The organism is Azospirillum ramasamyi, assembly GCF_003233655.1.
In the GTDB taxonomy this organism is placed as follows: Bacteria; Pseudomonadota; Alphaproteobacteria; order Azospirillales; family Azospirillaceae; genus Azospirillum; species Azospirillum ramasamyi.
Genome location: NZ_CP029830.1, coordinates 750,523 through 769,988, shown reverse-complemented (window position 1 = coordinate 769,988; position 19,466 = coordinate 750,523). Strand labels below are relative to the sequence as shown.

Sequence of the window (19,466 nt, the reverse complement as noted above, 5' to 3'; positions counted from 1 at the left end):
TCTTAGACAAAACGCGGATCCTCACGACCCGTCAAATTGCTTTGTATTGACACTGTTCGTCAAACTGATGATCGTTAAGGGGCATGGGGCATTTGGCATGCCAACAACCATAAGTTGGCGCCGAATCGCTCCGTCTCTTGATCAATTTCCGGACCAGACACCAAAAGCGCATGGCAAAGCCACGAAAAAGCAAAAGGTCCGGACGTCCGAACAGATGCTGTCGGGTGGAAACGGGGAGGTAGAACATGGTGCGTGAAGCGCACGGCAACACCGCTCAGGTCGCACCCTGGGGCGGGCGCTGGATGCAGCTGGCAATCGGCATCGTCTGCATGTCGATGATCGCCAACCTGCAATATGGCTGGACCCTGTTCGTCGAGCCGATCGACGACAAGCATGGCTGGGGCCGCACCGCGATTCAGGTGGCCTTCACCATCTTCATCATCACCGAAACCTGGCTGGTGCCGGTGGAGGGATGGTTCGTCGACAAGTTCGGCCCGCGCATCGTCGTGGTGGTCGGCGGCGTGCTGTGCGCCCTGTCCTGGGCGCTGAACGCGGTGGCGGATTCGCTGACGCTGCTCTATCTCGCCGCGGTGATCGGCGGCATCGGCGCCGGCAGCGTCTATGGCACCTGCGTCGGCAACGCCCTGAAGTGGTTCCCCGACCGCCGCGGCCTTGCCGCCGGCCTGACCGCCGCGGGCTTCGGCGCCGGCTCCGCACTGACCATCGTCCCGATCGCCACGATGATCGAAACCTCCGGCTTCGAGCAGACCTTCCTGGTGTTCGGGCTGGGTCAGGGGCTGGTGATCCTGGTGCTGGCCTGCTTCCTGGCCGACCCGCCGAAGATGGGCTACGGCCGCTCGACCGCGACCGCCGCAGCCGAGCGCCGTCACTTCACCCCTCAGGAGATGCTGCGCACCCCCGTCTTCTGGATCATGTACGCCATGTTCACCATGGTCGCCGCCGGCGGTCTGATGGTGACGGCACAGCTCGGCCCCATCGCCGCGGACATGGGTCTGGTCGATGCGCCGGTCAGCATCCTGGGCCTGACCCTGCCGGCCCTGACCTTCGCCCTGTCCGTCGATCGGGTGATGAACGGCATCACGCGGCCCTTCTTCGGCTGGGTGTCCGACCATATCGGCCGCGAGAACACCATGTTCATCGCCTTCGCCATCGAAGCGGTCGGCGTGATGGCGCTCAGCGCCTACGGCGCCGACCCGCTGGCCTTCGTCATCCTGACCGGCCTGGTGTTCTTCGCCTGGGGCGAGATTTTCAGCCTGTTCCCGGCCTGCTGCGCCGATACCTTCGGCTCGCGCTTCGCCGCCACCAATGCCGGGCTTCTCTACACCGCCAAGGGCACGGCGGCCCTGCTGGTCCCCTTCGGCAATCTGATGGTCGAGGCGACCGGCAGCTGGCAGACCGTCTTCTACAGCGTCGCCATCGTCAACGTGCTGGCCGCCTTCCTCGCCATGTTCGTCCTGAAGCCGCGCCGCGCCCGCTACATCGCCGCCGCCACCGACACGGCGCCGCGCCTGACCACCCGGCTGGCCGACTGACCGACGCGAATGGACGCTGAAAGGACGCGCCTGCCCCAGGGCGGGCGCGTCTCTCGGCATCACCCTCCGCAGGATCAGCGCCGGTGGAGCCGCCGCGGCGGAGTTCGGCATCGGCGCGAGTGAATCCGTCGATAAGCGCCCGGCATCCTGCCCCGCTTCCTGGGATCGGAGTTCGTGTTCTGGCACGACGAGGGCAGCCGGTATCTGAACGTCAGCGCCCGGTTTGCGCAGATGGTGAAGTCGGCACAGGAGTCGGCACATCGTTCCGGCCCTTCCGGTGCCATGATCTGCGGCACAGCTTTGCGGTACGGGCGCTGCAGAACGGCTTGGACATCTGCGCGCTGTCCAAGCATCTGGGGCACAGCAGCGTGAAAACGACGGAGATTTATCTGGGGTACGTGCCAAACAGGGACGGCACAAAAGCCGGCACAGGTATAACGGTTTGCCAGCAGTCGCAGCTCCCAACAACCGCGACGGCCACCGGCCAAGGTATTAAATTTCTTGTGAAAACCTTGCGGTGGCGGAGGGGATGGGACCCTACAGAAGTCACATCTGAAAGCCTTGGAGGCCTTGGTTTTCCTCACTTTTGTAGCACCAACGTGTGGTACTAACGTGTGAAACCAGAGGACGCAAATTGCCTGACACCAAATACCTGATCCAAAGACGACAAACGTGGTACGTGGTCGTCAAGGTGCCCGTAAAGCTCCAGAAAATTCTGGGAAAAACGACCATTGTTGAGACCCTTGGGACCCGCTCGCTCCCTGAGGCACAGACTCTCCGTTATGCAGCATTGGCCCGGATCAAGGGGCAGTTTGAGGCGCTGGAGAAAGGTGAAAACCAAAACCTCCTCCAGGTGGCCTTGAACCGCCGTGAGGCCTTGACCTCTGCCGATACGACTCCAGACCGGGAGACTGAGAACACCGCCCGCGATGACGTGTTTGACGACATCGTTGAGGAGGCCATGGACTTGGAGGCCACCAGAGGTCCCCAGGCAGCCGCGACCTACTTTCGCGTTGCCACCAGCTCCAGTCCACTCCTGAACGATACCCTGGACACGTGGCTCAAGGAGGCATCTCGGACCATCACGAAGCAGACAGCCGGTCAGTACAGGTCTGATGCTGAACGCTTCGTAGAATGGGCGAAGAAGGCCGATCTGGTCATGCTGTCTGAGGTCACGAAACGCATTGCTGGACGGTACGTCAGTGAAGACTTTGAAGGGCTGACAGCCAAGACGACCAACCGACACATCAGTTCTCTGTCTATGTGGTGGCGGTGGTTGGAGAGAAAAGGGTTTGTTGAGGTGAACCCCTGGGTTGGTCAATCGCTTCCGACCAAGCAGAAAAAGGGGGGAACTCAGACCGTCCGCCGCCAATACACCACCCAGGAAATCACAATACTCTTGAGCGGACTGGAGGCGCATCCACTGGGAAACCTCTTCCGCCTTGGGCTGTTCACTGGTGCCCGCCTGGATGAGCTGTGTTCGCTCAAGCTCACCGATGTGGTTAAGCGTGAGGACGGGCTATGGCTGTCCATCAGGGAGGGCAAGACTGAGAACGCTGTCCGCACCGTCCCGATCCACTCTGCGATCAAGGCTGTTGTGGAGCAAATGGTGAAGGGAGCCCAAGCAGCCAAAGCCAATTCTGAGGGCTGGTTGGTCCCTGGGCTAACCCCAGGTGGTCCAGACAAAAAGCGCTCCTGGAACGTCTCCAAGAAGTTCACCAGAGAGCGCCGCAAGCTCAACGTTGACGATCCCGCGACCGTCTTCCACAGCACCCGGAAGAACCTCATTGAGGCCCTGGAAGCTGCTGAGGTGCCCATACACACAGCAAAATTGTTGGTCGGTCATGAGCGTGGGGACATGACCTATGGTCGCTACAGCAAGGGAGAAATGGTGAACCTCAGGGCTACCATTGAGAAGGTGGCCTATCCCAAGGAGGTCATGAGAGCGCTATGGGCGCCTTCAGCAACCTCCACCCCCACTCTGGTAACCCCCACCTCCTGAAACACACCCGCCGTCTTGCTGCGGAGCGTATGAAGCCCCCCAGGGGGTGGGCCAGATGGGACCCACGGAGTCCCACGGGAGTTCTCTCCAACATGGAGCCCCCCAGGTCCCCTCTCTCTGGTTTCTGGAGGAGGGCTCCGGGCTGAAGGGTAAGAACAACCACAACAACATCAACCTTTAGGCATGATTGGTGGAGTTGGTTTCAGGAAGCCCCCAGGGTAGCGCATAGACACTCCCTGGGACTCCTAACGTCCCTCCAGGGGTGTCAGCACTCAGGCTGCCTCCTCCTGTCCAGCGTCCTCCAGGATGCGGAAAACGCTGGCACGACCAATGCCAAGCATAATCGTTAGCACTTCGGACTGATTTCTATTCCAGTGCACGACCGTAGCAGGACCAATCGTAAAAACAGATCAAACGTGACATGGCGGTTCTCGCCGTGGATTTTCCATCAAGAAGGCGGATATGTTTCTTTACAAATTCTTTTAGATCATCGCAATTGACGAAATCAGGATCTAAAAAGCAAGCCATATTCACAGCGCACTCAACTCCCTCCTTGGACTCGATATAGGAAATTCCCTTCTTGTATGACCTTCGGCTTTCAAATTTTTTCCTATATGTTGCTTGTGTTGGATAGAAGAACTCTCTTTCCCTGGCGGCGCCTTTGATCACCCTATCTGGCAATCCGTCTATATTGATGGTCCCGTCAGGGTTGATGCGTCCAGATTTGCGGAGGTACTTGAAGATTGGAACAAATTTTGTTCCCCCCTTCATTATACCATCCATGGTCCGTACCAGCAAGGACTCTGCATTAAAATCGCCGTCATCGTACACAATATCGCGCAATATATGATCCCTGCTGATCCCCACATAGCCGACTTCTTGAAGCTTCTTAATAGCTCCAACGCCAAAGACAACGTCTATGTCTTCTGCCGGGGTGTTTTCGTCAATGTCCTTCACATACAGCTTTGATTTTGAGTCATTGTTTAATACCAAATCGTACACCTGATCCTTTAACCGGCGCAGAACTTGAGCTGGAAATCTTCTTTGAATTTCCGACATTGCTTTGTATATCGGGGTGAAGCTGTCTGTTACTATGTACTTAACGGGTATCTGAATGCCACCTTGATTGATAACGCTGTTAACCATAGACCCATCTTTTACGCCTTGCTTCCACTCAATAAAAATAAGGCGATCTTGTAGCTTGGCTACAGTAGTATTGTTCAGACAGCCTGTGATCGCCTCAATGATCGAAAGGATGTTCTTGTCAGAAAGCGAATAGCCAATGAAGACAATAGGATGCTCTATGAAAGTAGTAAGTAGCTTTGCGGCGAGGTAGGGGTTTTTCTTGTTAAATTCTTGATAGTCTTCATTGGTGAGAACCAGTGAATTTGGATCAGTGACGCTGCCGTGTATCTTGTATATTTCGGCAATGCCTTGAGGTGATCCGAAAAGAAGTTGATCCTGACCGATATACGGCTTGAAATCAGGGAAAACGCTTTCAATAAACAGGTCCCAATTCGTTGTAATAATTCCGTCGACAACCACACTCTTCAAGGCGTCAATTTCGACGGCCAGCTCCGCAGGCGTAGCGCGTTTTGATACTACTTCAGACAAATAGCGGCATATCTCGATCTTTAGAGCTGAGCGTTCTGATGTGCAGAACTTTTCGTAGCTCTTGCGGCTGTCGGCGTACTCGGCTTCGGTCCACCATTTCTCATTGAAATTGGCAGCGATCAGAGAGGCTGCAATAGGCAAGTCACTCTCGGCCTTTGAGCGGTAGAACGCATATGGATGATCAGTAAAGACACTAAACTTTTCTAGAAGGGCTTCCCAGCTCTCCAGGCCCATATAGCGGCGTGACATGCCAGAGCCAATGAATAGAAAAGGAGCTGTTTGGAACTGCATGAGGTGCTTCGCTAATTCCTCATCTAAAGCCATTTACCTGTCCTCATATTCGGGCATCTTAACGACCACGACACACCTTATGAGAGCAATCCAACTACCACAATAGATATGGCAAAAATCTGGTGTTGCCGTTATATAAATCTCCGTAACGTTCGTCTCGGTGATTTGGAAGGTGGATGATGGACGGCAAATTCGTGGCCTACTACCGTGTGTCTACGGACAAGCAAGGCCGCTCTGGGCTTGGCCTGGAGGCTCAGCAGGTTGCCGTCAGCTCCTACCTCAATGGAGGCAATTGGAAGCTCCTGGCTGAGTTTACGGAGGTGGAGAGTGGGAAACGGAATGACCGGCCTAAGCTGGAGGAGGCTAAGGAGCTATGCCGCCTCACGGGGGCCACTCTGGTCATTGCCAAGCTGGATAGGCTAAGCCGTAACGCGGCCTTCCTCCTGAACCTTAGGGATGCTGGGATTGAGTTTGTGGCGGCTGACATGCCCAACGCCAATCGGCTGACCGTCGGTATTATGGCACTGGTGGCGGAGGATGAGCGGGAGCGTATCAGCCAACGCACCAAGGCCGCTCTTGCTGCCGCTAAGGCCCGTGGAACGCGCCTGGGCAACCCTCAAGGCTTCGGGGGTGCTGTGTACCGCGACGGCGGGAAGGCTGCCCAGGTGGCGGCTGATGGGTTTGCCTCCACCGTTATCCCCACCATTCAGCGCCTCCAGGGTGAGGGGCTGAGCCTGAATGCCATCTCCAAGCGACTCGGAGAAATGGGTGTCCGTACGGCCCGTGGTGGAGCCTGGACAGCTCAGTCTGTCAAAAATGTGTTGTCCCGTGCCTGAGGGTGACAGAGGTTTAATGTGCCTCCTCAGCGTCCCTGGGGCTGCCTCTCGTGCCATCTGAGACAGAGACGGTATTCCGCTGGACCGATCATGTCGTTTTTCCCGACATTAGGCCGGGCAGCGCCTCCCCCGTCACCCACTGCTGGAACTGGTGGGCCTCAGGCTTGTCCGAACGCATGATCAGCCTAAGGAGACCTTAATCTACGTGACAACACGCACCCGTTGGGGTCTTCAAGGGATTGCTACCAATCCATGACCCTTCACATTATGAGGCAGGTGACAGAGGCTCAACCTCTCATGGGGTATTCACGGTGGGCAGCGGCATAAGAACCGCACTCAGAACGTAACATTGTTACTCTCTTCAAGGTTGATTATCTAGAGTGGTTAGCAGGGGCTATTGGTTGTGTAGAGTCACAGACCACGAAGAAAGTTTGAGCCTAGCTTGGGTGGCGCGAGGTGCTGGCTGAACCAAAAGTTCCTGTGTAAGTCATACAGAAAGATCAGGCTGCCACTAGCTGAGTTTGAGTTGGTGCCTTTGCAACTGCCTTTCTAACACCCCTCTCTGAATAGCCGGACATTCCAGCCAGTTCCTCCTGCGGGAGATAGGGATGGTTTTCCAACAACCAGCGCAGCTTTTCTTTCTTGCTAGCAATAGAGCTGACTTTAGCAGCTATCTCCTTATAATTCAGACACCAAAGAATGTCATTTAGCTTCTCTTCATAGAAGACTGGGAATGTAGCAGAGGTGTTGAAGCCCTCAAGGTGTCCGATACGGTTGCTGGGGGTTACGTTGTGTCCGTAACCGGCCTCCATAACATTGTCAGGAACAAGCCTACGGCGTTGGTGACCACCATAAGGGACGAGTTCAAGGAAACCATGATGCTCTAGGAGAGCGATAAGCGTTGCCTGAGACAGGCTGGCTCTGTCCGCCATCTCAGCAACCCTGAGACCAACCCTCCGAGGCTTCTGGATTGCTTCTTGTCGCCTCCTCTCCTTCCTATAACCATAGCTGCGGCTACTGACTGGATGGAGGTCACTGCGCTGCCGAACGATTTGGTCATAGACTACCCTGACCTGATCGGGATCATACCTCCAGAGCCGCTCTTGGATTGCGGACAAGCGAGCTAGCTCACCGCCTCCAGCAATTGCATCCGCGATGGCAAATCGAACGGTCCAGTCAAACTCTACAACGAGCTTATCAACTTCCTCCATAACAGCCTCCTTCTGTGTGTCCGAATTGAAGGAGGGCAATGGGATCGGACACGCCCATAGACCTTGGAGGCGCGGTCTGCATTCCTCCTAAGGTCGGGGGTTTGTGGTCGACAGTATGGCCAGAGATTTGATTTAGCTGAGGAAGTTTGCTCCTCCTGCTCCTCAGGACCCAGTTCAACCCCAACGGCTCTTAGGCAACCATGGGAGCTGAATGGACGGCAGGTCGCCACCATCATTGGGGCGGTGGCAGCCACTCACTCCCGACCGCAATGCTGAAGGCTCCAGGAGAGTCCAGGATGCGCCCTGAGGGAGCGTCCGCTACCCTGGAGCCCAGACCGCTACAGCCCGCTCCTGGAGTCACCGAGGACTCATACGCAGATGCCAGCGCCTTCTAGCTCAATGGAGCGTGGCCCCTGTCACCTCGCGCTCCTTCAGAGCAAGTTGGGCGCGATAGTAGAGAGTGAGGGCAGCGGACTCCTCAGGGCTGATCTCAGTGGCAGCCTCCAGGGCTTCCACCTCTTCAAGGGCGAGGACGAGGGGCTTGAAGTTGGAGGAGAACCTGGGCATGGACCGGCCTGGGTGTGTAGATTGAGTTGTGTCATTCTACCAAACCCAGACACGAAGAATTGACCCAATTAGGGAGACCTCTAGGGTCTCTCTGGTGAGGCGTCTGCAAGCATATAAGTGTATCGATTGGCGTCCAGGTACAGACAGGCCAGTACTGTCTCCCGGCTGATGTTGGCCCCGGGTTGCTCACGGGTGATGTAGGCGCGGCGGGATATGCCCAAAACGTTGGCAGCCTTCTCCTGGGTCCAGCACATTCGTTCGCGCCAAGCCCTCAGGTCCTCATGTGTCCATTCCGCGAAGGTGATGGGTCGATCTTGCATCGTCCTGTTCCTGTCCTGCCCAGGGGAGTCCAGGGCGCGTGGGGGACGATCAATAGCGAGATAATCAGGACCTCTGCCATAGGTGCTTTCCGAGTTGCGTATAGCCTCTCAGGAGTCCGCTGGGTGCCCTCTGGCGGTTCAGGGTGGGTTTGGTGCGGCGGGTGATGCCCAGGTCCTCAGCGGCTCCCGCCTACGTCCTGCCCATTCGCCCACGCCAAGCCTTCACGCTTTCATGGGTCGAAGAGGGAAACTCTGGAGTGCCTTGCGCTGCCCCCCACCGCACAAATCATCAGGGTTCGACGAGGTGGGAAAGGAGGCAACAGCCCATCAACCACAGTTGATTTGAGGTTGGTCTACCGACGCTGCATCGCGTGTGATACCGTGTGCCACCAACGTGTAGCACCAACGTGTGTAACCGCGCTGGTCAGATGGCGCTAAAAAACGAGCTAAATCAATGTCTTAGGCCGCGACCGGCAAGGTGGCGGAGGGGATGGGATTCGAACCCACGATAGGGCTTTAAACCCTATGACGGTTTAGCAAACCGTTGCCTTCAGCCACTCGGCCACCCCTCCAGCCAGTGCGGCGTCCCGTGGGGCACCGCTGGCGTGGGGAGGTTTCTAATGGCCAGCCGTACCCTTGTCAACGCTTACGGAGGCCAAAATCCGCTTTTCCTGAAAAACAAGATGATGAGACAAATCTGTATAAAATTTTAGGCACTTTTTAACGGTCGGCGGTTATGATGCAACCATGAGCAACAAAAAACCCGACCGAAAGCCTGGGTGACGCACAACTCAGTCGCGCGAGGCCGATTCCGAACAGCCCGCCCCGCCGGACAGTGACGCCGCACCCCGATGCCGTGGAGGATTCCATGACCCTGTCACGCCGCTGCGCCGAAACGCTGATCGATCTCGTCGAGATCAAGCTGAGTTGCCTGGAAATCACCGACCGCGAAGACCAGCGGGAAAAGGAACTGCTGCAGCGCTGCGTTCAGGAACTGAATGCCGAACTGCGCGGCGAAAACGGGGCGCTCGCCAACTTCGCGGCACCCAAGCGCCGCGGCCGGCGGCCCAAGCATCTCCAACTCCACGACCTGCACATCGCCTGATCCGACGCCCCGGCCGACCGCCGACTCCGCACCGCCCGTTCCGGTCGGTGCCGGTTCAGGTCAGTGCCGGCTCCTTGGCCTGCATCGGATGGATCGCCGGTGCTTCACGGGGCAGCAGAATGGTGAAGCGGGTTCCCTGCCCCGGCCAGGACTGGACGGACACCGTACCGCCCAGTGGGCCGGTGACGGTGTTGAACACGATGTGCAGGCCAAGGCCCGAACCGCCCTGCCCCCGCTTCGTGGTGAAGAAGGGGTCGAACACCTTCGGCAGATGTTCCGGTGCAATGCCGGCGCCGTCGTCGATGAAGTCGATTCGCACCCGCTCGGCCCCATTCGGCTGCGCGGTGATCCGGATCCTGCCCGCCGGCCTGTCACCGGTCCGGTCGCCGTCGCCATAGGCGTGGACAACGGCATTTATCACCAGATTGGTCAACACCTGCCCCAGGGCGCCGGGAAAGCTGTCCATCGTAAGTTCGTCGTCGCACTCCACCGCCACCTTCAGGTTGGTGCGCTTCAGCCGCGGGCGGAGGGAGAACAGCAGTTCGCGGATATAGCTGCCCAGTTCGAACACCCGCCGGTCGCCGGATGACTGGTCGACCGCCACCTGCTTGAAGCTCTGCACCAGCGAGGCGGCCCGGTCGATGTTGGCCATCAGCAGGCGGCTGCTTTCGCCCAACCCATCCATGAACTCCAGGAACTCCGACCGGCGCAGCGTGTTGCCGGTGAAGCGGTCGCGCAGGTTCTGCGCCTGTTCGCCGATGTGGCTGGCCGCCGTCAGGCCGATGCCGATCGGCGTGTTGATCTCATGCGCGACACCCGCCACCAGCTGGCCGAGCGACGCCATCGTTTCGGCCTGGATCAGGCTTTCCTGCGCCTCTCGCAGATCCGCCAGCGCCCGTTCCGCCTCCTCCCGCGCCTGGACCATCGCCGACTCGGTGGCCTTGCGGTCGGTGATGTCGTAAAGCCAGGTCAGCAGAGCCGGTTCGCCGTCCAGTTCGATGCTGTTCCACGAGGACAGAACCCAGACGAAGCTGCCGTCGGGCCGGCGGAAACGGATTTCGGCGTTGCGGAAAGGGCCTTCGCGGTCGAATCGGGCGATCAGTGCGTCGCGTTCTGCGGGATCGGCATACAGGTCGGCCACCGGCGTGCGCATCAACTCGGACCGGCTGCGCCCCATCAGCCGCACGGACTGGGCATTGCAGAACAGCCAGCGCCCGTCGCGGGTGGTGACGTTGACCGCGATCGGCGCCGCTTCCATGATCTTCAGCAACCGTTCCTCGCTGGCGCGCAGCCGCTCCTCCTGCCGGCGGGTTTCGGTGATGTCGGTCATGATGCCGGCATAGCGCACCGCCCGCCCGGTCTCATCGCGAAAGGCGCGGCCCTTGGCGGCGATCCACACCCAGCCGCCGCCTTCATGCCGCAGGCGGTAGGAATAGGCGTAGCTTGTGGTTTCCCCCGCCAGATGCGAGGCGATATGGGCCAGCACCCGTTCGCGGTCGTCCGGGTGCAGCCGCCTCTCCCAGAAATCCGGCGGCATCGGCGGCCGGGCACGGTAGCCCAGAATGCGCGGGAAAGTGTCCGACCACCAGCAGGTGCCGCCCAGCAGATCGGCATCCCACACGGCGGCGCCGGTCGCCTCCAGCGCCATCTCCAGCCGTTCGCCGATTTCCGGTTCATGGAAGGCCGGTTCATGGAGGGCCGTTCCCGGCGCGGCGTGCCGGCGGGTGACCCGGCGCCCGGCGGCAAGGCCCAGCAGCATCCCCAGCAGACCGCCGGCAGCAACAGCCGCCAGCGCCACCATCTCCGGTTCTGCCGCCATGAAACCTCCGCCGTTTCCAGCACTTTGGCGATAATAACCGGGAAAATTCAACCGGGGCTTTGCCGCAACGCCGCACGTCATCCAAGAAAAAAGCCTCTCCCGCGGGGAGAGGCTTTCTTTCGGACAGTAAGGCGATAGCCCACAGCCAATAGGATGCGGGCGCTTACCCCTTCAGCTTCTTTGTCAGAATTTCGTTGACCATCGCCGGGTTGGCCTTGCCCTGCGTCGCCTTCATCACCTGACCGACGAAGAAGCCGAACAGCTTGTCCTTGCCGCCACGGAATTCCGCCACCTTGTCGGGGTTGGCCGCCAGGACGGCGTCGATCGATCCTTCGATGGCGCTGGTGTCGGTGACCTGACGCAGACCCTTCTTCTCGACGATGTCGGCGGCCTTCTCGCCGGTCTCGAACATCGTCTCGAACACTTCCTTGGCGATGCGGCCGGAGATGGTGTTGTCGGCGATCAGGTCGATCAGCCCGCCGAGATTCTCGGCGGAAACCGGGCTCTCCTCGATCTCCTTGCCGGCCTTGTTCAGATAGCCGAACAGCTCGCCGGTGACCCAATTGGACGCCAGCTTCGGGTCGCGGCCCTTGGCCACCGCCTCGAAATAGTCGGCCTTCGACTTCTCCGAGACCAGCACGCCGGCGTCATAGACCGACAGCTTGTAGTCTTCGATGAAGCGGGCCTTCTTGTCGTCCGGCAGTTCGGGCAGCGTCTTCCTGATGTCCTCCACCCAGGCCGCATCGAGTTCCAGCGGCAGCAGGTCGGGGTCGGGGAAATAGCGGTAGTCGTGCGCCTCTTCCTTCGACCGCATGGAGCGGGTCACGAATTTCGTCGTGTCCCACAGGCGGGTCTCCTGGTCGATCTTGCCGCCTTCCTCGATGATCTCGATCTGGCGGCGCGCCTCATACTCGATGGCCTGCATGACGAAGCGGATCGAGTTGACGTTCTTGATCTCGCAGCGGGTGCCGAAGGGGTCGCCCGGCTTGCGCACCGACACGTTGACGTCGCAGCGCATGGAGCCTTCCTCCATGTTGCCGTCGCAGGTGCCGAGATAGCGCAGGATCGACCGCAGCTTGCGCACGTAGGCGCCCGCCTCCTCCGAACTGCGCATGTCGGGTTCCGACACGATTTCCATCAGCGCGACGCCGGACCGGTTCAGGTCGATGTAGGTCTTGGACGGGTGCTGGTCGTGCAGAGACTTGCCGGCGTCCTGTTCCAGATGCAGGCGGGTGACGCCGACGGTGCGGCTGGTGCCGTCCGGCAGGTCCAGCACGATCTCGCCCTTGCCGACGATCGGCTGCAGGAACTGGCTGATCTGGTAGCCCTGCGGCAGGTCGGCGTAGAAGTAGTTCTTGCGGTCGAAGACCGAGGTCAGGTTGATCTGCGCCTTCAACCCCAGTCCCGTGCGCACCGCCTGTTCGACGCAATATTCGTTGATGACGGGCAGCATGCCGGGGAACGCGGCGTCGACGAAGCTGACCTGGCTGTTCGGCGCGGCCCCGAATTCGGTGGCGGAGCCGGAGAACAGCTTCGCGTTCGAAATCACCTGGGCATGGACCTCAAGCCCGATCACCACTTCCCAATCGCCCGTTTCACCCTGGATGTACGACATCGTTCCGCTCTTCGACGTTCACGGCACGGGACGGGCCGTGGACCGCCGCGAAAACGGGCGCCCCGGCCATACCCTTGGAATCCTGTTTCTTCTAGCGCCCTTTGCGCCCGCACGCACGCTTTATCGCGCCGTGGCGTTTCTACCCCTTTTGCGCGGCCCGCCAGAAACGCGCCGTTAACACTCGGGCAAGCTTTGACCGCCACGCTGAACCGATCGAGCGGGGGAATCGCAATGTCGCAGGCGCTGGTGCGGAAGATCGGGTTCGGTGCGGCCATGGCTGGGCTGCTTGCGGCGGGTGTCGCCTTCATCGGCCATGCCGCCGCCCAGCCGGCCGCCTCACGCCCTGCCGACGTCTCCCTCGTCCCGGCGACCCTCACCCCGGCCCCCGCGGCACCGGCATCCGCCGAGTTCCCCGACGCCACCATGTCGCGCAGCGACCAGGACGAGGCCACGGTCCTGCGCCTGGACGGCATCATCACGCCGGGGGCGGAGCGCCGCTTCATCGATGCCCTGAAAGCCCTGCCCGCCCTCCGTCCGGTGGTGGTCGAACTGTCGAGCCCCGGCGGCTTCACGGCGGCGGGATATCGCATGATCGACGCGGTGCTGGCCGAGCGCCAGGGCGGCCGTCCGGTCGCCACCCGGGTGCGCGACGGCGAGTCATGCGAAAGCATGTGCGTCGGCCTCTATCTGGCCGGCTACCCCCGCTATGCGGCGCCGCGAGCGGAGTTCATGGTCCATGCCCCGCGCATGGCGGAGAATGGCCGGATGACCATGCGGTCCACCCAGAGGATGGTGCAGCGGCTGGTGTCTCTGGGCGCCTCACCGGCCTGGATCCAGCGCGTGACGGCGGCGGGGGGCTTCTCCGGCGCCCGCGACTATCGCGATACCGCCGACCGCCTGACAGCCGACGGCGCCAACATCGTCACCGACCTGCTGCGCTGAGCGGATCCTCCGCCACATTCTCCGGCGAGCGGCCGACGATCCGCTCATAGACCTCCGGGTCGGTCGCCCCCTCCGTCCCGAACACCAGAACGCGGGCGTCGGGCGCAAGGCCGAGGGCGAGCCGCACCTCCTCATGCGCCGCGGCGCAGAGCAGCCCGGCCAGACCGGCCACGCCAGATTCGCCCGCCACGATCGGCCGGCCGCCATGATTGCCGTCGGCCAGCTTGCGCATGGCGGTGACCGCGCCCTCGTCGGGAATGGTCAGGAAATCGTCGGCTCCGCGCTCCAGGATCGCCCAGGCCAGCAACGAGACCTCGCCACAGGCAAGCCCGGCCATCACCGTATCCAGGTCGCCCTCCGACCGCACCGGACGGCCGGCGACGGCGCTCTGGTACAGGCAGTCGGCGTTGTGCGGCTCCACCACCACGAAGCGCGGGCGCTGGCGGCCCCAGCTTTCCCACAGATGCCCGCAGACAGCCGCCGGCAGGCTGCCGACGCCGCCCTGGACGAACACGTGGGTCGGCCTTTCGCTGGCGGGCAGCTGCGAGAGCGCCTCCTCCACCATCACGGTGTAGCCCTGCATCACGTCGCGCGGAATATCCATATAGCCGGTGTAGGAGGTATCGGAGACGACGAACCAGCCCTGTTCCGCCGCATCGGCGGCGGCCCGGCGCACCGCGTCGTCGTATAAACCGTCGACCACCACCACACGCGCCCCGTACGCCCCGATGGCCGCACGGCGTCCGGGCGAGCAGGCGGACGGCACGTACACCACGCAGTTGCAGCCGAACACCTGCGCTCCCCAGGCGACCGACCGGCCATGGTTGCCGTCGGTCGCGGTGGTCACGGTCAGTGTACGCGTCACCTTGGCATAGCGGCCGACGACGAGGTCCAGCGCCGTCACCGGCACGCCCGGCACCCGCGCCGTCACCTCCCGCGCCAGCAGCCGCAGCACGGCGTATGCCCCGCCCAGCGCCTTGAAGCTGCCCAGCGCGAAGCGGGCGCTTTCATCCTTGTACCAGAGCCGGTCGATCCCGGCCTCCCGCGCCAGGCCCGGCAGGGAGCGCAGCGGCGTCGGGGCATAGCCGGGCCAGGCGCCGATCTCCGCCATCGCCTCTTCGAAGGCGGCGCGGCTCAGGATCGCGCGCTCGGACGGGCCGTAGACCCGCTCCAGGTCGGCGCGCGGATTGGAAAAATGGCGCGGCAGGCAGGAGGATGGGGAGACGGCTTGGTGGGGCATGGCTTCGCTCTCCGGGCCGGCCGGCGGGCGACGTCGTCCGCGACGGCACATCCCGCGACCACGCACAACGAGATCAGATGCCATCCACCGCCGTCAAGACGCCAGCGCGGGCGCGGCTGCTACCGAATGAAGCATCCGCAAGGCGAATGACGGCAAAACGGCAAAGCGGCGGTCAGCGCTTCCATTCGCGGCTGGATTTGATGAAGTCGGTCAGGGTGACGCCGATCTTGTCGTCGATGATCGCCACCTCGCCGCGGGCAACCAGAACGCCTTCGACATAGACGTCGGTCGGATCCTTCAGATGGCGGTCGAGCTCGACGACGGCACCACGGCCGAGCTTCAGCAGGTCGCGGACGCGGAGCATGGCGGTGCCGATGACGACCTTGATCTCCACCGGCGCGTCGCCGATGGCGAAGGACGAGGCATCGCCGTCGTTGGGATCGGGCGCGCCGAGCAGGTCGTCGATGTTGGCCATGGATGTCCAAGCTCCCGCGCCGCGAGGGGGCGCCATTTACACGAACGACCTACTCTACACCCCCGATGGGCAGGCGGGCAACGGCACCGGTCGGCGGGCTATGCGACAAGATTGGGCTTTTCCCGCCCCGGAGCTTCGCCCACACTGTCGGACCGCCCGCCGCTGCGGGCCTCGCCTGCCTGCCGGACTGTTCGTTGCTATCAAGCAACGACATCGGCAGTGCAAGGGCAACGACCAACCGTAACCGGGTTCACCGTGATGACCGACAGCAGCAATTCCCCGCTTGTGGACGTTTCCTGGCTGAAAAGCCGGCTCGACAGCCCCGGCATCGTGGTCCTGGACGTACGGACCCCGCCAAGCGGCGGCTTCATTCCGGGATCGGTTCATTCCGATTACGCAACGGCTGGCTGGCGGACCGTGATCGGCGGCGGGGCCGGGATGCTGCCGGAACCGGCGGCGCTGGAGGGGCTGATCGGCGGTCTCGGCATCGGCAACGGCGACCATGTGGTCCTGGTGGCGGCCGGCGCCAACGCGTCGGACATGGGCAACGCCACCCGCGTCTACTGGACCTTCAAGATGCTGGGGCATGACGCGGTGTCGGTTCTGGACGGCGGTTTCGCCGCCTGGACCGCGGCCGGCGGCGCGGTGGAGCCCGTGCCGGCGGAGCGCAAGCCGACCGGCTTCGAAGCCCATCCCCGCAACGACCTGCGCGCCACCCTGGAGCAGGTCGAGGCGGCGGTGAAGGCCGGCGGCACGCCGCTGCACGATGCCCGCTCCGCCGAGCAGTTCGCCGGCAAGGCCAAGAGCCCGCAGGCCCGCGCCGCCGGCACCATCCCGGGCGCGGTGAACCTGGACATCGCCCCGCTCTTCTCCGCGGCGGACCATCGTTTCGCCTCGGCCGAGACGGTGAAGGCGATGGCCGGTCAGGCCGGGTTGCCGCTGCGGGACCAGCCCATCACCTTCTGCAACACCGGCCATCTCGCCTCGGTGTCCTGGTTCGCGCTGAGCGAGATCGCCGGCGTGCCGGGGGTGCGGCTCTATGACGGCTCCATGTCGGAATGGAGCGCCGACCCGCAACGCCCGCTGCAGACCGAAGGCTGAATTATACCGCCGAGCGCAAGTTCCGGCTTACGCTCGGCGGCAAGGGCCGCGACTGCGGCCCCGCAGGCCCATGCCTGCGAAGGCAGGCGGCCGGACGGCCGCGCCCGCCGTTCGAGGGCGGGCGCAAAGCCTGATGTGTCGGGCTTTGCGCTTGATTGTATTACACCTTGGCTCGACGGCGGCGCAGGCGGCTGAGGTCGCTGCGCCGCACCAGCCCCAGCAGCACGGCGGCGATGGCGTAGACCGCAAGACCGACCACCGCCAGCACCAGCAGCCCGCCCAGCCGCTCAAACAGGCCGGTGGCGCCCAGCCAAGGCGCCAGCCGGTCGGTGGCAAGCCAAAGGGCGCCGGCCATGGCGGTGGCTGCGAGCACCATGCGCGGCAGGTTGCGGATCAGGCGCGCATCGGCCCGGAACAGGTTGCGCCGGTGCAGCACCAGCGCCAGCAGGCCGGCATTCACCCAGGCCCCGACGGAGGTGGCGACCGCCAGCCCGACCTGGGACAGCGGCCCCATCAGCGCCAGCTTCAGCGCCACATTGACGCCGACCGCCACCAGCGCCACCCGCACCGGCGTCGCCGTGTCCTGGCGGGCGTAGAAGCCGTTGACTAGACTGCGGATCACCACGAAGGCCGGCAATCCCAGCGCATAGGCCTGCAGTGTGAGGGCGGAAGCCGCGGTATCCGACGGGCCGAAGGCACCGCGCTGGAACAGCACCGACAGGATCGGCGTGCCCGCCACCAGGAAGGCGATGGCCGCCGGCAGGGTCAGCACCAGCGACAGTTCGATGGCGCGGTTCTGGCTGTCGACCGCGCCGGCCTCGTCGCCGCTCTTGATCCGCCTGGACATTTCCGGAAGCAGAACGGTCGCCACGGCGATGCCGATCACCCCCAGCGGCAGTTGGTTCAGCCGGTCGGCGTAATAGAGGTAGGACACCGCGCCGGTGGGGAGGGCCGAGGCGATCAGCGTATCGGCGAACAGGCTGATCTGGGTCAGGCCCGATCCCAGGGCCGCCGGCCCCAGCACCGTCAGGAAGCGCTTCACGTCGGGGGACAGGCGCGGCACCACCGGCCGCAGGACCATGCCCGCCCGCCGCGCATCCCAGGCCAGATAGAGATACTGCGCCACACCCGCCGCCAGCACGCCCCAGGACAGCGCATGGCCGGCGCTGGGCATCAGCGGCGTGCCCACCACCAGCGCCGCGATCAGGCACAGGTTCATCAGGATGGGGGCGGCAGCGGCGGCCCCGAAGCGGCTCATGCTGTTCAGCACGCCGCCATAGAGCGACACCAGCGAGATGAACAGCAGATAGGGGAAGGTGATGCTGGTGAACAGCACGGCCAGCCGGAACTTCTCCGGGTCTTCGGCGAATCCGGGGGCGAAGACCGTCATGAATTGCGGCATGAAGGCCAGCACCGCCAGCAGCAGAACCAGCTGTACGATGACCAGCAGGGTCATCACCTCGTCGGCGAAGCGACGGGCGGCGGCGGCGCCGTCCTGCACCAGCTTTCCCGAGAACAGCGGCACGAAGGCGGAGTTGAAGGCGCCTTCCGCGAACAGGGCGCGAAAATGGTTCGGCAGCCGGAAGGCGACGAAGAAGGCGTCGGCCACCGGCCCGGCACCGAGCAGCGCCGCGGTCAGCACGTCGCGCAGGAAACCGAGCACCCGGCTGACCAGCGTCAGGCCGCCGACGGACAGGATATGACGGAACACGATGGCAGGATCGCTCTTGTGGTGCAGAATTGGCCCGGCGGCATCCTAGAGTTCATCGGTTGCTTATTGAAGCACCGGATGAACTCCAGACATTTGATTCCTCGTGCGATTCACGCTTCGGACGATTCGGCCCGAAACGATCGCGCTCTGGCGACGCGGCCGCGTTCGTCATAGGATCGCCGCCCGGATTCGTCCAGAACGCATCTCAAGTCACCACAGGTCGAAGGCCCCCGACATGCCGCAGCAAGCCCTCCCCCTGACCTATCTGGAAGCCGGCGAAGCCAATGGCGGAACACCGATGCTGGTCCTGCACGGCCTGTTCGGGTCGGCGCGCAACTGGCAGACGCTGGCCCGCCGCTTCGGCGAAACGCGCCGGGTCTATGCGCTGGACCTGCGCAACCACGGCGGCGCCCCCTGGGCCGAGGGCATGAGCTATCCGGAGATGGCGGCCGACGTGCTGCGCTTCCTCGACGACCGCGGCTTCGCCCGCGCCACCATCGTCGGCCACTCGATGGGCGGCAAGGTCGCCATGGCGCTGGCGCTGGCCCATCCCGACCGCGTGGAGCGGCTGGTGGTGGCCGACATCGCCCCCGTCGCCTACACCCACACCCACGCCCCCTATGTCGCCGCGATGAAGGCCGCGAAGCTGGAAGGCGTCACCCGCCGGCCGGAGGTGGAGGCCCAGCTGGCCGAAGCCGTGCCGGAGGCGCCGCTGCGCTCGTTCCTGATGCAGAACCTGGTGCTGGAGAACGGCGTTTTTTCCTGGCGGATCAACCTCGACTCCATCGGCGCGAACATGGAGGAACTGATCGGCTTCCCCGATTTCGGCGGCGCCCGCTATGAAGGCCCCGCCCTCTTCATCGGCGGCGGTGCGTCCGACTACATCCGGCCGGAGCATCACGACGCCATCCGCCGCTATTTCCCCAAGGCGGAAATCCGCATGATCGAGGGCGTCGGGCATTGGCTGCATGCCGAACGTCCGGCGGAATTCGCGTCGATGGTGGAGGGTTTCATCTGATTTCGGCGGTAAAACTCCACAATTTCGCGGAGTTGTAAGCCGAACC

The 19,466-nt window shown here is 62.6% G+C and carries 16 protein-coding genes and 1 tRNA gene; 8 read left to right on the top strand and 9 right to left on the bottom strand.

Going from position 1 to position 19,466, the window contains the following annotated elements; translation table 11 throughout:
* Nucleotides 1–245: 245 nt before the first annotated feature.
* From oxlT to DM194_RS15890, 3 genes are all read left to right on the top strand, one after another.
* Nucleotides 246–1,553: an oxalate/formate MFS antiporter gene (oxlT, locus tag DM194_RS15900; protein WP_111068515.1), complete on the top strand. Its 1,308-nt coding sequence runs from the start codon at nt 246–248 to the stop codon at nt 1,551–1,553.
* An 83-nt stretch (nt 1,554–1,636) separates the two neighbouring features.
* Nucleotides 1,637–2,164 carry a site-specific integrase gene (locus DM194_RS15895; RefSeq protein WP_111068514.1) on the top strand — a complete coding sequence of 176 codons (528 nt, stop codon included), beginning with the start codon at nt 1,637–1,639 and terminating at the stop codon, nt 2,162–2,164.
* 23 nt (nt 2,165–2,187) lie between these two features.
* A complete protein-coding gene (locus DM194_RS15890; RefSeq protein WP_111068513.1) occupies nt 2,188–3,555 on the top strand; it encodes a tyrosine-type recombinase/integrase in 1,368 nt (455 codons plus the stop codon).
* Nucleotides 3,556–3,921: 366 nt separating this feature from the next.
* Here the strand turns inward: DM194_RS15890 and DM194_RS15885 are convergent, their stop codons facing one another.
* The gene (locus DM194_RS15885; protein WP_111068512.1) at nt 3,922–5,493 is read right to left on the bottom strand and encodes an SIR2 family protein; all 1,572 of its coding nucleotides are present in this window, start codon (nt 5,491–5,493) and stop codon (nt 3,922–3,924) included.
* 143 nt (nt 5,494–5,636) lie between these two features.
* On the opposite strand from DM194_RS15885, the gene DM194_RS15880 reads away from it, so the two are divergent.
* Nucleotides 5,637–6,296 (top strand): recombinase family protein, encoded by a 660-nt coding sequence (locus DM194_RS15880; protein WP_111068511.1) that lies wholly within the window; start codon nt 5,637–5,639, stop codon nt 6,294–6,296.
* Between the two features lie 88 nt (nt 6,297–6,384).
* Here DM194_RS15880 and DM194_RS29160 read toward each other — a convergent pair whose 3' ends face one another.
* From DM194_RS29160 to DM194_RS15870, 3 genes are all read right to left on the bottom strand, one after another.
* The gene (locus tag DM194_RS29160; RefSeq protein ID WP_111068510.1) at nt 6,385–6,474 is read right to left on the bottom strand and encodes a hypothetical protein; all 90 of its coding nucleotides are present in this window, start codon (nt 6,472–6,474) and stop codon (nt 6,385–6,387) included.
* 322 nt (nt 6,475–6,796) lie between these two features.
* Entirely contained in the window at nt 6,797–7,507 is a 711-nt protein-coding gene (locus DM194_RS28210) for a hypothetical protein (RefSeq protein WP_162630088.1), read from the bottom strand.
* Between the two features lie 1,366 nt (nt 7,508–8,873).
* Nucleotides 8,874–8,966 (bottom strand) — tRNA-Ser (locus DM194_RS15870).
* Nucleotides 8,967–9,262: 296 nt separating this feature from the next.
* On the opposite strand from DM194_RS15870, the gene DM194_RS15865 reads away from it, so the two are divergent.
* Nucleotides 9,263–9,499 carry a hypothetical protein gene (locus DM194_RS15865; protein ID WP_111068509.1) on the top strand — a complete coding sequence of 79 codons (237 nt, stop codon included), beginning with the start codon at nt 9,263–9,265 and terminating at the stop codon, nt 9,497–9,499.
* 55 nt (nt 9,500–9,554) lie between these two features.
* Here the strand turns inward: DM194_RS15865 and DM194_RS15860 are convergent, their stop codons facing one another.
* Together DM194_RS15860 and gatB are read right to left on the bottom strand one after the other, a co-directional pair.
* A complete protein-coding gene (locus DM194_RS15860; protein ID WP_111068508.1) occupies nt 9,555–11,318 on the bottom strand; it encodes a PAS domain-containing sensor histidine kinase in 1,764 nt (587 codons plus the stop codon).
* A 163-nt stretch (nt 11,319–11,481) separates the two neighbouring features.
* A complete protein-coding gene (gene gatB, locus DM194_RS15855; RefSeq protein WP_111068507.1) occupies nt 11,482–12,933 on the bottom strand; it encodes an Asp-tRNA(Asn)/Glu-tRNA(Gln) amidotransferase subunit GatB in 1,452 nt (483 codons plus the stop codon).
* Between the two features lie 231 nt (nt 12,934–13,164).
* On the opposite strand from gatB, the gene DM194_RS15850 reads away from it, so the two are divergent.
* Nucleotides 13,165–13,875: an NfeD family protein gene (locus tag DM194_RS15850; RefSeq protein ID WP_111068506.1), complete on the top strand. Its 711-nt coding sequence runs from the start codon at nt 13,165–13,167 to the stop codon at nt 13,873–13,875.
* Here DM194_RS15850 and DM194_RS15845 read toward each other — a convergent pair.
* Nucleotides 13,856–15,115, bottom strand: coding sequence for a diaminopropionate ammonia-lyase (locus DM194_RS15845; protein ID WP_111068505.1), 1,260 nt, complete (start codon nt 15,113–15,115; stop codon nt 13,856–13,858). The genes DM194_RS15850 and DM194_RS15845 overlap by 20 nt on opposite strands.
* Before the next feature lie 172 nt (nt 15,116–15,287).
* Nucleotides 15,288–15,590, bottom strand: coding sequence for a flagellar motor switch protein FliN (fliN, locus tag DM194_RS15840; protein ID WP_014188019.1), 303 nt, complete (start codon nt 15,588–15,590; stop codon nt 15,288–15,290).
* Between the two features lie 258 nt (nt 15,591–15,848).
* Between fliN and DM194_RS15835 the strand changes: the two genes are divergently transcribed.
* On the top strand, nt 15,849–16,691 hold the full coding sequence (locus tag DM194_RS15835) for a sulfurtransferase (protein ID WP_111068504.1): 843 nt from the start codon (nt 15,849–15,851) through the stop codon (nt 16,689–16,691).
* 160 nt (nt 16,692–16,851) lie between these two features.
* Here DM194_RS15835 and murJ read toward each other — a convergent pair whose 3' ends face one another.
* Complete coding sequence (murJ, locus tag DM194_RS15830) at nt 16,852–18,402, bottom strand: murein biosynthesis integral membrane protein MurJ (protein WP_111068503.1); 1,551 nt, start codon at nt 18,400–18,402, stop codon at nt 16,852–16,854.
* A gap of 235 nt (nt 18,403–18,637) precedes the next feature.
* Between murJ and DM194_RS15825 the strand changes: the two genes are divergently transcribed.
* Nucleotides 18,638–19,420 (top strand): alpha/beta fold hydrolase, encoded by a 783-nt coding sequence (locus tag DM194_RS15825; RefSeq protein WP_111068502.1) that lies wholly within the window; start codon nt 18,638–18,640, stop codon nt 19,418–19,420.
* The last annotated feature ends 46 nt before the right edge of the window (nt 19,421–19,466 follow it).